At 37.6% G+C, this 15,016-nt stretch carries 10 protein-coding genes; 1 reads left to right on the top strand and 9 read right to left on the bottom strand.

Annotated elements, in window-relative coordinates; all coding sequences use genetic code 11:
* Window positions 1-10 precede the first annotated feature (10 nt).
* From FNN09_RS11060 to FNN09_RS11045, 4 genes are all read right to left on the bottom strand, one after another.
* Complete coding sequence (locus FNN09_RS11060) at window positions 11-3,376, bottom strand: TonB-dependent receptor (protein WP_185968967.1); 3,366 nt, start codon at window positions 3,374-3,376, stop codon at window positions 11-13.
* 170 nt (window positions 3,377-3,546) lie between these two features.
* Window positions 3,547-4,524 carry a FecR family protein gene (locus tag FNN09_RS11055; protein WP_143302417.1) on the bottom strand — a complete coding sequence of 326 codons (978 nt, stop codon included), beginning with the start codon at window positions 4,522-4,524 and terminating at the stop codon, window positions 3,547-3,549.
* Between the two features lie 73 nt (window positions 4,525-4,597).
* On the bottom strand, window positions 4,598-5,128 hold the full coding sequence (locus FNN09_RS11050) for an RNA polymerase sigma factor (protein WP_143302416.1): 531 nt from the start codon (window positions 5,126-5,128) through the stop codon (window positions 4,598-4,600).
* An 8-nt stretch (window positions 5,129-5,136) separates the two neighbouring features.
* On the bottom strand, window positions 5,137-6,912 hold the full coding sequence (locus FNN09_RS11045; protein ID WP_143302415.1) for a sodium:alanine symporter family protein: 1,776 nt from the start codon (window positions 6,910-6,912) through the stop codon (window positions 5,137-5,139).
* 194 nt (window positions 6,913-7,106) lie between these two features.
* Here FNN09_RS11045 and FNN09_RS11040 point away from each other — a divergent pair, with 194 nt between their 5' ends.
* On the top strand, window positions 7,107-8,564 hold the full coding sequence (locus FNN09_RS11040) for a sensor histidine kinase KdpD (protein ID WP_143302414.1): 1,458 nt from the start codon (window positions 7,107-7,109) through the stop codon (window positions 8,562-8,564).
* 80 nt (window positions 8,565-8,644) lie between these two features.
* On the opposite strand, the gene lpdA is transcribed toward FNN09_RS11040, so the two are convergent.
* The 5 genes from lpdA to FNN09_RS11015 form a co-directional block, all read right to left on the bottom strand.
* Entirely contained in the window at window positions 8,645-10,036 is a 1,392-nt protein-coding gene (lpdA, locus tag FNN09_RS11035) for a dihydrolipoyl dehydrogenase (protein ID WP_143302413.1), read from the bottom strand.
* A gap of 193 nt (window positions 10,037-10,229) precedes the next feature.
* Window positions 10,230-11,327, bottom strand: coding sequence for a TlpA disulfide reductase family protein (locus FNN09_RS11030; protein ID WP_143302412.1), 1,098 nt, complete (start codon window positions 11,325-11,327; stop codon window positions 10,230-10,232).
* Between the two features lie 158 nt (window positions 11,328-11,485).
* Window positions 11,486-12,586, bottom strand: coding sequence for a TlpA disulfide reductase family protein (locus tag FNN09_RS11025; RefSeq protein WP_143302411.1), 1,101 nt, complete (start codon window positions 12,584-12,586; stop codon window positions 11,486-11,488).
* A gap of 130 nt (window positions 12,587-12,716) precedes the next feature.
* Complete coding sequence (gene meaB, locus FNN09_RS11020; RefSeq protein WP_143302410.1) at window positions 12,717-13,832, bottom strand: methylmalonyl Co-A mutase-associated GTPase MeaB; 1,116 nt, start codon at window positions 13,830-13,832, stop codon at window positions 12,717-12,719.
* A 72-nt stretch (window positions 13,833-13,904) separates the two neighbouring features.
* Window positions 13,905-14,990, bottom strand: coding sequence for a DUF1573 domain-containing protein (locus FNN09_RS11015; RefSeq protein WP_143302409.1), 1,086 nt, complete (start codon window positions 14,988-14,990; stop codon window positions 13,905-13,907).
* Window positions 14,991-15,016 lie beyond the last annotated feature (26 nt).

The following is a 15,016-nucleotide window of genomic DNA, read 5'->3' as shown; positions in this document are numbered from 1 at the left end:
CTTTTGGAGGTTAGAAACTCATTTGAACACCTACGATGTACATCTTCGAAATAGGATATAAGGCCGTATCCAGCCCTGGACTCCAAACATCACTTCTTCCGATTTCAGGATCTTGTCCCGAATACTTTGTGAAGGTGAATAAGTTTTGTCCGCTCACATAAACTCTTGCTTTATTAATTTTTATTCGCTGAGTTAGATTCTGTGGTAAAGTATATCCCAATTGAATATTTTTAATCCTCATGAAATCGCCATCTTCTAGAAAACGTGTTGATTCACGACTATTCTGACTAGGATCACCAATAACAGCTCTAGGTATATCAGTATTGGTATTATCAGGTGTCCAAGCATTTATTGTTGACGCAAACATGTTACGGTTTGTTCTCATAGACTCGTAATAGTAACGATTACCATTATAGATTTTATGTCCTCCAGCACCGTGCATCAATATGGATAAATCAAACGATTTATAAGATGCATCAATACTAAAGCTAAAATTATACCTGGGTATACCTACTCCACTAAAAACCTTATCATCAGGCGTAAGTGCACCATCATCATCAATATCCTTAAAACGAATATCACCAGGCTTAGCCTCTGGTTGTATTACATCACCCTCGCTATTTGTGTGTGCTAAAACTTCTTGTTCGTTTTGGAAGATACCATCCATTTGATATAACCAATATGATCCAAGTGCATAACCAACTTTTGTTTGGTGTGCATAATGTTCTGAGTAATTTAATGCCGCGCCAGGAATGCTTTCATCTTCATTACCCATTTTAGTTACTTCGTTTTTAGTTGTACTAAGCGCACCAAAAACAGAATAATTAAAGTCGCCAATGTTATTTTGGTATGTTAATTCCAATTCAACACCACTATTAACCATTTCACCAAAGTTAACAGTAGGAGTTTTCAAACCAGCTGATGGTGGTATTGGCTTATTCACTAACATATCAGATGTTGTATTGTCATAATAGTTAACACCACCAGATAGTTTATTATTGAAAAACCCAAAGTCTACACCAATATTCATCGTGGCAGTTTTTTCCCAGCGGTATTCACGGTTTTCTAAATCACGCGAAATTGTACCTGTCCAAACAGTTTCACCACGACCTTGGGAGTAGGCTCCAAACTCATGCGTATAACTACTCATCAACGGTAAGTATCTGTATAAACCTAAGCTTCCTTCATTACCTAATATACCGTAACTAGCTCTTAACTTAAGGTTGCTCAATACTTCAATATTTTGCATAAAACCCTCTTCAGACATCCTCCATCCTAATGCAACAGATGGAAAAGTACCATAACGAGAGTCTGGACCAAATTTCGACGAACCATCTCTACGCACGGTTGCCTGGATTAGGTAACGATCGTTATAAGAATAGTTTAATCGGCCTACAATAGATGCCCTGGTATATGTGGTACGTGTTCCACCAACATCTTTTGTTCCATCCATTCCTGCGTTTAATGTATTAAACATTTCATCAAGAAATCCGGTTGGCACTTCATCAGTGATAAGCACTGCATCACCATCATCATTTAATTCAGCACTATACTCATTTTTAAATCCAGTAATACTAGCATCAACATAATCGGTGGTTGACTTTTTGGTAATATAACCAGCCATTAACCCAATTTTATGCTTACCAAATGTTTTGTCGTAAGTCAGGATGTTGTTGATATTAATTTCGCGCCAGTTGTATCTCTGTTCCCATACCGATGGGTAAAACACTTCCTCTTTATCATTAATATTATAAGACGGATTGTGTGAGAAAGAATGTCTGTTGCTGTTGTTTAAACCTGCCTCAAATCGGAAGTTTAAGCCTTTTGTTATGTCAAAAGTTAAATAACCGTTAGCAGTCAGGTATTCATCACGATATTGACTATCTACAAAGTGCTCACGTCCTACTGGGTTGTTGTTAGCAGGCATCCCTAACTCATCTGTATTGGGGTAGCCAAAGCCATCTTCTCTTGAGTCGTCATAAATAGGAACCAGTGGTAGTATTTCATAGCTCTCTTTGATACTTAATGAACGATTATCCTGATCTGTTTCGTTGTAGCTGATATTAATACCACCCGCTAACCAATCTCCTGAAAAGTCGATTTTAGACCTTAAATTAGCTTTCTGAAAATCGGTTCCTATAATCGTACCTTCCTGATCTAACCAACCTGCCGACACATAATACTGTGCATGCTCTGTACCGCCTTTGAAATTCACATTATACTCTTGCATTGGTGCTTTACGAAATACAGCGCCTAACCAGTCTGTATCATAATAATGCGGAACTGTTAGATATTTAGGTTTGCTTTCATTCGGATTATTGTCATACATAGCATTGGCAATTTGCATGTACTGCTCTGTATTAGCCATATTAAGTTCTGAGGTTTGTTGTTGGCTTGCCCATTTAGCCGAAAAATCAACACTCAGCTTACCTTCTTTACCCTTTTTTGTAGTAATTAATATAACACCGTTGGCAGCTTCTGTACCATATATTGCTGCAGCTGCACCATCTTTTAATACTTCAACAGACTCAATGTCAGCAGGATTAAGCATGTACATGCTACCTGGTACGTTATCAATAATAACCAAAGGATCATTATCATTTAAAGTACTGGCACCTCTAATTTTAATATCCATACCTGCTCCTGGAGCACCTCCAATAGCAGTAATGCTAACACCAGCCATTCGACCTTGTAAAGCTTCAGCAGGGTTTGAAACGGCTACTTTATTTAATTTATCACTTTTAATACTGGCCACTGCACCTGTAAGGTCACTTTTCTTCTGAACACCGTAACCTACGGCTACAATTTCATCAAGCCCAATTGACTCTTCCACTAAGGTGATGTCAATTTGAGTGCGTCCGCTAAGAGCAATGGTTTGTGTTTGAAAACCAATAAATGAGAAAACAATGTTTTGATCATTACCACTTACTGTAATTTCATATTCTCCATCGATGTTAGTAATAGTACCATTGGTGCTTCCTTCGATAAAAACATTAACACCTGGTAAGGATTCACCATCAACCCCAATAACTTTGCCTCTAATTACTTTCTGAACATCTTGCTGAGAAGCTGCTGTTGGGGTTTCTTCAAGAATAATGATCAGTTTATCATTAATCTTATACGTCAATCCAGTTCCTTCAAGAGCCTTGTCAAGCACTTCAGACAAATCTCCGTTTAATTCCTGATTAACCTCTTTTTGCAGATTAACCAAGTCATCTTGATAAAAAATAGTAAATGTAGATTGTTTTTCAATTTCGTTAAATACATGTTGCAATGTATTTTGACCTCGCTTTAGGTTGAGTTTTACATTCTGCGAATAACTTGTTGCAGAAACCTGAACCATTCCGAAAATCATTAAAACTATTGTCAGTTTCATAATCTTCCAAAATTTTGGGTTTAGACATGACACGATATGTCTCATGCCATTCAATTTTTTTTTCATACTTTTGAATGATTTACTTTTAAACTTGTTTTAAATTTATCAGACCGGATTGATGTTGCCGCATCGTCCGGTCGCTTTGTATAAGGACCTTACCTCATAGGCATTTATTTTGTTAGAGTAATGTATATTTTCTCGTTTTCAGACTTATACCGGATGGCTGTGGTTATTTGAATTGCATCTAACACCTGCCATATAGTTTCGTTATTTCGGAACTTACCCGTAAATGTAATATCCTTAAAATCCTCGGTTTTATATTCAATATCAACAGCATACCAACGCTCCAGTCGCATTACCAACTCACTAAAAGGTGTGCTTTTAAAGTAAAAACTATTTTTTGTCCAATTGGTTTCGAGTGGAATATCTGCACGCTCGAGAGAAAGTTTGCCATTGCTATAAGTGGCTTTCTGACCTGGTTTTAAAACCATTGGCTTTGTGTTAGCCCCAATTCTATTTAAAGCAACCTTACCATCAATCAAGGTGGTTTCAATGCGATTGTATTCAGGATATGCCATCACATTAAACTCGGTACCTAATACCCTTACTTCAATTTCTCCTGCCGATACAACAAAGGGATGCTCTGGATTGTGTGTTACTTCAAAATAACCTTCTCCAAATAACTGAACTTGTCTTGTGTCACCATTAAAACTATTGGGGTATATTAATTTTGACCCTGCATTTAGTTTTACCTTCGTCCCATCGTTAAGGTAAATTGTCGATTGAGATCCATTGGGTACTTCAACGGTGGTATTATTGCTATACAGTTCAGTTTCTGTAGGAATATTAAACACTAGATAACTGAGCAATACTGCAACAATAGCTACTGCCGCTATTTTCAGGAACTCTACAGTCCATTTAGGTATATGCCTCTGAGTTATTCTGTTATTAACTCTTCCCCATGCCTGTTTGGCTGAAGAATCGGTATATGTGCGACTGGCATCCCACATATCTTTCATTTTAAAATAGTGTTGCCTGTTTACTTCAGAAGCCTCCATCCAATTTTTAAGAGTCGCTAAATCAGCAAGGCTTGCCGTTTGGTCGAGGCTTTGTATAATGATTAATTCTATATCCTTCAGTTCTTCCATTTATCGCTTTTGTAATTACACGACAAGTGAGAAGTAAAAACTACGTCAGAATTAGATGCTTTTTTTAATAAAATTATACACTTTTTTCGAAAAGATATTTTAATTTACTGATACAGCGATAAATACGAGTTTCTATTGTGCGCACAGGCACAGCTAATTTTTCAGCAATTTCTTTGTTTTTAAAACCTTGCAGTCGGCTTAGATCAATTACTTCATAACACCCTTTGGGCAATTCTTTAAGCATTTTCCTTAGGCTTGTTATTCTTTCCTCCTGTAACAAACTTTTTTCTTCTTTGTAATAGTCCATTTCCATCTCCAATAATTCGGTATGAATAGAAGCATGATGTTGTGCGTGGTTTTTTAGTTGTGCTAAATAATTCAGAGAAAGATTATAAACCATTTTAAACAAATACGCCTTAAGTGAAACCGTTGCTAAAATATGTTTTTTATTCTCCCACAGCTTTATAAAAGCTTCTTGAACTATATCCGAAGCTACATCCTTACTTTTAACAAACTTCAAGGCATAAGACAGCACTTCATGGTGGTGTACCATGAAGAACTGCTCAAACTCTTTTTTATTGGTTATTTTTTGAACTTCAGACATTCAAGGAATTATCTTTTTGGCACGTTCTTCTCATTAGGGAAACGTACTTTATACTCTTTCCAAAAAGACTTAACATCTTCTTTCATCTCTTTATGCAAGAATAATAAGCCAAATAAATTCGGTATGGTCATCAGTGCAATGGTAATCCCAGAAAGTGTCCAAATAATTGTTGTATCAATGAATGAAGCGGTAAAAAACGCGATTACATAAACCATGTGATACCATATAACATATTTGGAACCCCATAAATATGTTACGGCTCTATCGCCGTAGTACGACCATGATATAGCTGTAGAAAAAGCAAATAGCAATAACCCAATGGATACGATGTATTGCCCCCATACACCAAACCAACTTTTTGTAAATGCTACAGCCGTTAATGGCGCACTGTGTATTAAGGATTTTCCTTGAATGGTAATTTTATTCGTACTCGAATTGGTAAACTGTTCTTTTAACTTTTGTATCAGACCAATTTCTTCGTCGTTAATTACCACGTTACCATTTTGCACATCTAAAGTTCCATTAAATGATTGAGAACCTCTTTTTACAATAACATTCTCAGCCAATGAACGGGCATGTATTAAAGTAACCGGGGAGGTTATTTTACCATCCTCAATACTTAACTGACCATCAAATAATGGTAAAGCAGTCTCTCCACTAATATGTTGGCCTAATTTTATTCTGCCATCGTTGGTTTGGTCAGTAACTTCGGTGGTATTTAACACCTGTAAATCAGACAGCTGAAATCTATTATCCAGTTTTTCGCTCCATACACCAGATGATAACAAAACAAAACCGGTAAGGGTACAAATTAGGATGGTATCAATAAAAGGCTCTAGGAGTGCTACTAAACCCTCTGATACAGGCTCGTGAGCTTTTGCCGCGGCGTGGGCAATTGGCGCAGAACCTTGTCCTGCCTCATTCGAGAATAAACCTCGGTTAACACCTCTGTTAAATGCAAAAGCAATGGAAGCTCCCAAGAAACCACCAACTGCAGATGAACCTGTGAAAATATCACCTACAACAGCCTGGATAGAAGGCCATATATTTTCGTAATTGTATAATATTACGGCCATGGCACCAATGAAATATATCAGAGCCATAGCAGGCACTAATTTTGATGTTACTTTGGCAATTCGTTTGATACCTCCAATAATTACAAAACCTAATAAAATGGCCAGTACCAAGCCTGAAACCATATGCGGCACTCCGAACGTTGAAAATAATGAGTTGGCAATGCTATTAATTTGAGGTAAACTTCCAGTACCGAAAGATGATAAGATGGTAGCCAAGGCGAATATACCAGCTATCCAATATCCTGTTTTAATGGTTTTACCTGTGGAAGTTTTAATATTTAAACGCTTACGCATAAAATACATAGGACCACCAGCAATGGATCCATCCTGAGCTTTCTCACGGTACTTGTGCGACAAGGTAACTTCAACAAACTTGGTTGTCATACCAAACATGGCCGTTACTAGCATCCAAAATAAGGCAGCCGGACCACCTAAATGAACGGCAAAAGCAACACCCGCAATATTTCCCGTACCTACGGTGCCTGATAAGGCAGTTGTGAGCGCTTGAAAGTGCGAAGTATCTCCTACATCATCATCCTTATCAAACTTACCCTGCACAATGCGAATAGCATATTTTAAAAATCGTATTTGAGGAAAACGAAGATAAAAGGTAAAGAAAATACCTGTTCCCAATAATAATAAGACGAACCAGGTATGGCTACCGATATAAGAATCAATTAATAGTAAAAAATCGTTTAATGCTTGCATAGGTTTTGTTTCAGTTAAACTAAGTGGCAGTGTAGATTTCGATGGACAAATATTGTTTTTGAAGATGATAAAAACAAATTTAAACATTTATAATTTAACAATTAACTACGGAATGGGTGTAATGAAATAATATGCATACACTCCGCGTTGTAGGTGTTAATAATTACATTATTTTTGTTATTCAACTTTAACCGATGAAAAAACCTATCAGCATAAAATCCGAGGATCTTTTTAAAGAAGATGCCGTATGGGGTGAGCATGAAGTTATTAAGTTCAGGTGGGTACTGATTGCTGTCATTCTACTCTTTATTGGCTATATATATTATACCGGCGAAACAGACAGAGCCCTCACTTCCCTATTGCTTGCTACTGTTTATATTTTTTACAATGCGGTTATTAATATCTTGTTGAGGAAATTTGGGAGTGCTACCTGGATACGCTTTCTATCTACTACCATTGATATCAGTATTTTATCCTTACATATATTTAACTACTCGCTGCTATTTAAACCAATTGCTGTTACAACAGCCGCTTCAACGTTTTTATATCCTGTTTTAATACTATTATCAGTTTTAAGATATGATAAACGCTTAGTTATCTTCTCTGCACTATTCTCGGTTTTCTGCTTTAACTTGATTTATGTTTTGCGGTACCCATTCATCGAAGCAGAGCTTTTGGATAAGGTTGCTTCGGCTGATTGGGCGGGTCAAATATACAAGAGTGCCTATTTATTAGTGATGGGCTATTTTCTATATAGCATCCCGAAAATGATCAGTCGTTTGAACCAAAAGCATCTGATCACCATAAATCTGCGCAAGAGTTCGGAGTTAAACCTGGCTTTGGAAAAGCAGAAAAAAGACCTGGCAATATTACAACTCAGAAAAGAAAAACGCTTAAACAAACGGCTTGCCGATCAAAAGGCTCTTATTCTTCAGCAAAAAGAAGAATTACTTCAGGCTAATGCGACTAAGGATAAGCTATTTAGTATCATTGGTCATGATTTAAAATCACCATTTGCAGCCCAAACATCAATCATTGAATTAATACTTGCTGATTACCCACAATATGACAAGCAAAATATAAAAGAGATACTTAAAACCATACAACATTCGGCTCATCAAGGGCTTGACTTATTAGGAAACCTACTGGACTGGTCGAAACAGCAAAGCAACTTAATAAAACACCAAGTGACCCCCGTGCGCCTGGCTACAATAGTTTATGAAGCACAAGCGCTGTTGTCTCATAATATTGCACATAAAAAAATCAACCTGGTTAATGAGGTTGATGTTAAAGCAACGGTATGTGCAGATAGCAACATGATTAAAACGACTTTAAGGAATATTCTTTCCAATGCTATTAAATATACCAGTGACGATGGTACGATAACTATTACCACTGCTAAGGAAGAGAAGTTTGACCTCTTAAAAATAACGGACACAGGCATTGGCATGACTGAAGAGCAAATAAGCCGCTTATTTAAGATCGACAATAACATATCCACACCCGGAACCAACAATGAACCAGGCACAGGCTTGGGCTTGCTTTTATGCAAAGAGCTTTTGGATAAAAACAAGGCAGAAATTAGAGTTGAGAGTGTTGTTGGACAAGGAAGTGTTTTTACAATCGCTTTCCCTCATCTTGAAGAGGAATAAGGATGCAAAAATAGAATCTATTACACACAAAAATGGCTACCCTATTAAAGTAGCCATTTTTTGTATGTTATATCCAATAATTAAATGTGGATGACTTCATCGTATGCTGCGGCTGCCGCTTCCATAATCGCTTCCGACATAGTTGGATGCGGATGAACAGCTTTAATCAATTCATGACCAGTTGTTTCGAGCTTACGAGCCGTTACTAATTCGGCAATCATTTCAGTAACATTAGCACCAATTAAATGCGCACCAAGTAATTCACCATATTTGGCATCAAAAATTAACTTTACAAAACCATCTTTGTGACCAGCAGCACTGGCTTTACCAGATGCAGAGAATGGAAATTTACCTACTTTAAGCTCATAACCAGCCTCTTTAGCCGCTTTTTCAGTCATACCAACTGATGCTACTTCTGGAGAGGTATAGGTACAGCCAGGGATATTACCATAGTCTAGTGCCTCTGGATTTTCTCCGGCAATTTTCTCTACACAAATAATCCCTTCAGCTGAGGCAACGTGTGCTAAGGCTTGGCCCGGTACTATATCACCAATGGCATAAACCCCCGCTACGCTAGTTTGGTAAAACTCATCAACTTTAACACGACCATTTTCTACTTCAACTCCTACTTCTTCTAAACCTAGATTCTCAAGATTAGGCGCAATACCAACAGCTGATAATACAATATCTGCTTCGTGATTTTCTTCACCTTTCTTCGTTTTGATCACGACCTTCACCTTATCGCCTGAAGTATCAACTTGCGTTACTTCAGCCTTTGTCATAACCTTGATGCCCGCTTTCTTAAACGAACGACCTAATTGCTTCGATACATCTTCATCTTCAACGGGTACAATATTTGGCATATACTCAACCAAGGTTACCTTTGTGCCGATTGCATTGTAGAAATAAGCAAACTCACTACCGATCGCACCAGACCCAACAACAATCATTGATTCAGGCTGCTTATCAAGAGTTAATGCTTTACGATAACCAATTACTTTTTCACCGTCCTGAGGTAGGTTTGGCAACTGTCTGCTTCGTGCTCCGGTAGCTAAAAGAATACTTTCTGCACTATAGCTAGCCTTCTCTCCTGCTTCGTTGGTTACTTCTACCTGCTTATTGCCTAATAGCTTTCCAGTTCCCTGAATAACCTCAATTTTATTCTTTTTAAATAGGTATTGAATTCCTTTACTCATGCCTTCGGCAACGCCTCTACTACGCTTAACCATTGCATCAAAGTCAGCACTGGCTTCACCATTGATTGTAATACCATAATCAGCTGCGTGCTTTAAGTATTCAAATACGTTGGCACTTTTTAAAAGTGATTTAGTTGGAATACATCCCCAGTTAAGGCATATTCCACCTAATTCAGAACGTTCTACCACTGCTACTTTTAATCCAAGTTGTGATGCTCTGATTGCTGCAACGTAACCTCCGGGGCCACTACCAATAACTATTAAATCGTAATTCATTTTATTATGTTTTTTCTTTATTTAGACTTGTTTCAAATAGCAAAAGTATAAAATCTTTTTCTTAAAAATGAAAACTCATTTACCTAAACAAAAATAAGGCCCGAGAGTTTGCAATAAAACGACAAATATCAAGTATTAATATGAAAAAAGGAGGCTTTTGGCCTCCTTTGGATTATATTATGTGTACTAAGTGTTAGTTTAACAACTCGGCAACTTTAGCATGCAACTCATCACCTCTTAGGTTTTTAGCGATGATCTTGCCCTCTTTATCTAATAAAACTGTGTGAGGAATGCTTGATACAGCATATAATTTAGCAGCTGAGTTAGCCCATCCCTGTAAATCAGAAACATGGCTCCATGTCAATTGATCATCATCAATAGCTTTTAACCAAGCGTCTTGTTTTTGATCCAATGAAACGCCTAAAATTTCAAAACCTTTAGCATTAAACTCCTGGTATAATTTCACCACATGTGGATTCTCGCGACGGCATGGTCCACACCAGCTAGCCCAAAAATCAATTAATAAGTATTTACCTTTAAATGAAGATAAGCTAATTGGCTTACCCTCCTGGTCATTCATTGTAAAATCAGGAGCCATTTGACCAACAGCTACTGCTTCAAGCTTTACAATTTTTTCACTCAGACTTTGGTAGTAAGTAGAAGTTGATAAGCTAGCATCAAGTAATGCTAAACCTTCCTTCATTTCAGAAATAGCGCCATTACGATAAACATTTGATACAATAAAAGCAGAAGCTGGAGACATTGGGTTAGCTTTAACCACGTCTAATTGAATCTCTTCTAATTTAGTTTGATTCGCTTCATACTCTTCGTAAATCATTCGTTGCTTAGCCGTATCACCAGCCTGACCAGCTTCACCGTATGCTTTTTTCAAGTCATTACTTTTCATATTGATCTCTTTGGCAGCATCGCTAACCGTTTTATACACATTAAAAGCAGCACCACCAGTTACTGCAGCTTCTGCAATATTCTCAAGTGAACCATTAATTGTATAATTTACATTTTCAGCAAAAAAGTTAACGGTTGATCGCGTACCGGCTTCACCAAGCATAACAAATACAGGCTCAGCTAGATCACTTGTGTAGTCAACAACACCATCGGTAATAGTTAATGTATCTAATACATTAACGCCATTTTTGTCATAAATACTAATTACAACTGTTTTATCTGTTGTTCCTTCAAGCTTACCTGTTAATTTAAAGGTTTCAGCTTGAGGCTGACACGATACCATCACAAGCAAAGCAGCAATAGCAACTAAAAAGAGATTCTTCATTTATTGAAAGTTTGTAGATCAAACCATTGAATTGTTTGATCTGAGTTGTTTAACATGAGGTTTTAAAGATAATTGCACCAATGTAGATATCAAAATATGTGCATAAAAAAAAGCCACCCCATAAAGGTGACTTTTTACATATCTAATTGTATGCTTTATTAGTTAAGCAATTCAGCTAATTTAGCTTCCAAAGCTTCTCCTCTAAGATTTTTAGCGATGATTTTACCTTCTTTATCTAATAAGAAAGTGCTTGGAATGCTTTGAATAGCATAAACTTTTGCAACACCAGATGCTTCGTCAGCAATTACCTGAGTCCATGTTAATCCATCTTCTTCAATGGCTTTTTTCCACGCTGCCTGATCGCGATCAACTGACACACTCAAAACTTCAAAACCTTTGGCATTGTAAGCTTCGTATGCTTTAACCACATTCGGGTTTTCCTGACGACAAGGCTGACACCAGCTAGCCCAGAAATCAACCAATACATATTTTCCTTTAAAGCTATTTAATGAAACATCTGAACCATCAACACCAGGAAGTGTGAAGTCAGGAGCCATTGCACCTTCAGCTGTAGCAGCTTGTGCTGTTTCATACTCCTCTAAAGGAGCTAAGAAATCTTTCATCTCCTGAAAATAAACATGCTCAGGGTAGTTCGTTTCAAATTTAGCAATAAGCTCACGTAACTGCTCTAAATCCATAGATTGAGCCATGTTCATAGCTAAAAACAAACCACATTCGTTGTTAGCGTTATCATCAACAAACTTTTTGAAGTAAGCGCGCTGATCTTCCATAATCGACTGCATCTCTTCCTCAACTAACTTTTGCTTGTCTTTATCCTGGCTCATATAAGCCATTTGATACTCTTGCTGTAGTTGCTGACTGCGCTCTTGTCCTGGAACACCATCGTTAAAAGACGTTAGAATATCTGTTAATTCAGATCCTGTTACTTCTACGTCCGACAATTTTTCTACATCACCAGTAATAGCAATCTTGCTATTAGAAGCAAAAAATACGGCAGGCTGAGGTTTACCATCAACGCTTACAAAGAATAATTCAGGAGCATCAACGCTACCAGTAAAAGTAAATATACCGTTTACCATTTCTGTGGTATCGATATCTACAGGCTGTCCTTTTCTAATTTTCTTTAGAATAACTCTTTCAGATGTAGCACCTTCGAGTGTTCCTGTAATTTCATAAGATTTTGGCTGACAAGCAACCAACATTGCAACACCAAAGATGGCTAACAAAACTTTTTTCATGTGTTTCTATTTTTTTTATTATTGTCACATGGAACTCGCCAAAATCAATCATACTCCTGTGTGAGAAGCTATTCTCATGGCTTGTTTCATGTGTCTAAAATTAAATGCCCGGTGGGCAAGTGTATTATTACTATTTAATATTCTCAAAATAATTATCAAGCAGGTCCTTAGCAGCCATAAATGAACTTTTTTCATCATTCAAAACCTGTTGCTCATTAACGGTTAGAGCTTCCTTAACTAACGGATGATGATAGAAATTATTTTTCAACTGCTCGTTTATACTTTCATACATCCAGTATTTGGCCTGAGAACGACGGTTATCGTTATAATATCCGTTCTCCTTGGTTAGTTTAACGTAGTTTAAAACCATGTCCCAAATCTTATCCACATCCTGATGATACAACGATGAACATGTTTTCACTTCTGGCTTCCAACCTGATTTAGTAGGTGGAAACAGATGCAAGGCACTACGATACTCTGCTTGGGCCAGCTTAGCTCTTTGCACATTTTCTCCATCGGCTTTATTAATCGTTATGGCATCAGCCATTTCCATTATGCCCCGTTTGATTCCCTGTAATTCGTCGCCAGCACCTGCCAACATTAATAATAGGAAAAAATCAACCATGGAATGAACGGCTGTTTCCGATTGCCCCACTCCTACTGTTTCAATAAAAATGGTATCAAAACCAGCAGCTTCGCATAATATAATGGTTTCGCGTGTTTTGCGTGCCACACCACCCAATGAGCCGGCTGATGGCGAAGGTCGAATATACGCATTATTCTCACCCGACAGCTTTTCCATGCGAGTTTTATCCCCTAGTATACTTCCTTTTGAACGCTCACTGGACGGATCAATGGCCAGAACAGCCAGTTTACCACCATTTTTAATAATGTGCATTCCCATTGACTCAATAAAGGTACTTTTACCAGCTCCAGGAACGCCTGTAATACCCAAACGTATGCTTTTTCCCGAATGCGGCAGGCAGCGCTCTATAATCTGTTGCGCTATATCCTGATGCTCTGGCTTGGCACTCTCCACCATAGTAACGGCGCGACTCAAAATGGTAATATTGCCATTTAATATACCGTTCACATAATCATCTACCGAAAGCTGTTTCTTACGCTTAATGATTCGTTGACTGGCGTTGGGGTTAATCGATGGAGCACTCTCCACTCCTTTGTTAACTTTTAATCCTTTATAGTTTGGATCATTTTCAATGTGATGATGATCATCATTCGTGGCCATGCTACTTCCTTAAATATATAGAAAAGGAGAGTAAGCAATGCCAACTCTCCGGTTTCCCTAGCTAATAATATCTTAGTTAATTGTTACATTACCCGTAATCATAAGGGTATGCGTTGTTGTTTTCGGATCGTTAGTAACAATCCTAACGGTCTTAGTTTGGCGTCCAGCTTTGCCTTTTGAATTAAACTCTGCAGCCACCAATGTTGTTTCACCCGGTGCTAACACTGTTTTGTTAGGTCTAATAGCTGTACAACCACACGAAGCTTTCACTTTACGGATAATCAATTGACTTTTGCCTGTGTTTTTTACTTTAAACTCATGCTTAACAACATCACCCTGCTTTATCTCACCAAAGTTCCAGTTTTTTTCTTCGATGGTTGTAACAGGTGCATTTTTTAGTTTCTCTTCATCCCAAGATGCAAAATCCTCCTGAATGGATGCACTCACAGTTAAACGATTGCTGTAGTTACGTACATCATCAAAAATAACAAAAATGTTATCGGTCACAAATCCCCAGTCATTTTTCACTTTTGCATCATAAGTTGCCGTTATAATGCCCGCTTTACCAGGTTGTACAAGTTCTGGAATACATTTAATGGTGATGTGTTTTGGCACATTTAAAAAGCTTAACTTAACTGCTTTGTCTGATGTGCTTATGAATTTAATACTTTCCTCTTTCTTTTTATTAGGTGTCATACTGGTAAAGGCCAAGTGAGATGTCTCTAACCTGATGGACCCCATGTTGCGAGGGTAAATATCTTCCATGGTCATTTCACGGGGCAATACCTTACCATTAATACGCAAAATAATGGTGGCATTTTGTGCATTGGATGAAACAGTGATGGTCTTATTAAAGTTACCTGGTCGGTTGCGAGGGTCAAAAATAGCTCTTACATATCCTGAACCACCTGGAGGAATTGGTTGGCGTGTCCATTGCGGTGTAGTACAACCACACGAAGCCTTTACATTATGAACAACTAAAGGCTGGCCGCCATTATTTTTGAATTTGAACTCGTAGGTTTTAGTTCCGCCATCTTCCTTTACCTCACCAAAATTGTGTATTACTTTTTCAAAAGACAGATTGGGTTTAGCATGCTGTGCCTGCATTGCAAAACCAGCAATACAAAAACACATCGATAAAAATATTAACCTCTTCATTACTAAGTTAAGTTTAATTGATATAC

Origin of the sequence: Carboxylicivirga sp. M1479, from assembly GCF_007097485.1 — a bacterium.
Classification (GTDB): domain Bacteria; phylum Bacteroidota; class Bacteroidia; order Bacteroidales; family Marinilabiliaceae; genus Carboxylicivirga.
This window is presented reverse-complemented; position numbering and strand designations above follow the sequence as displayed.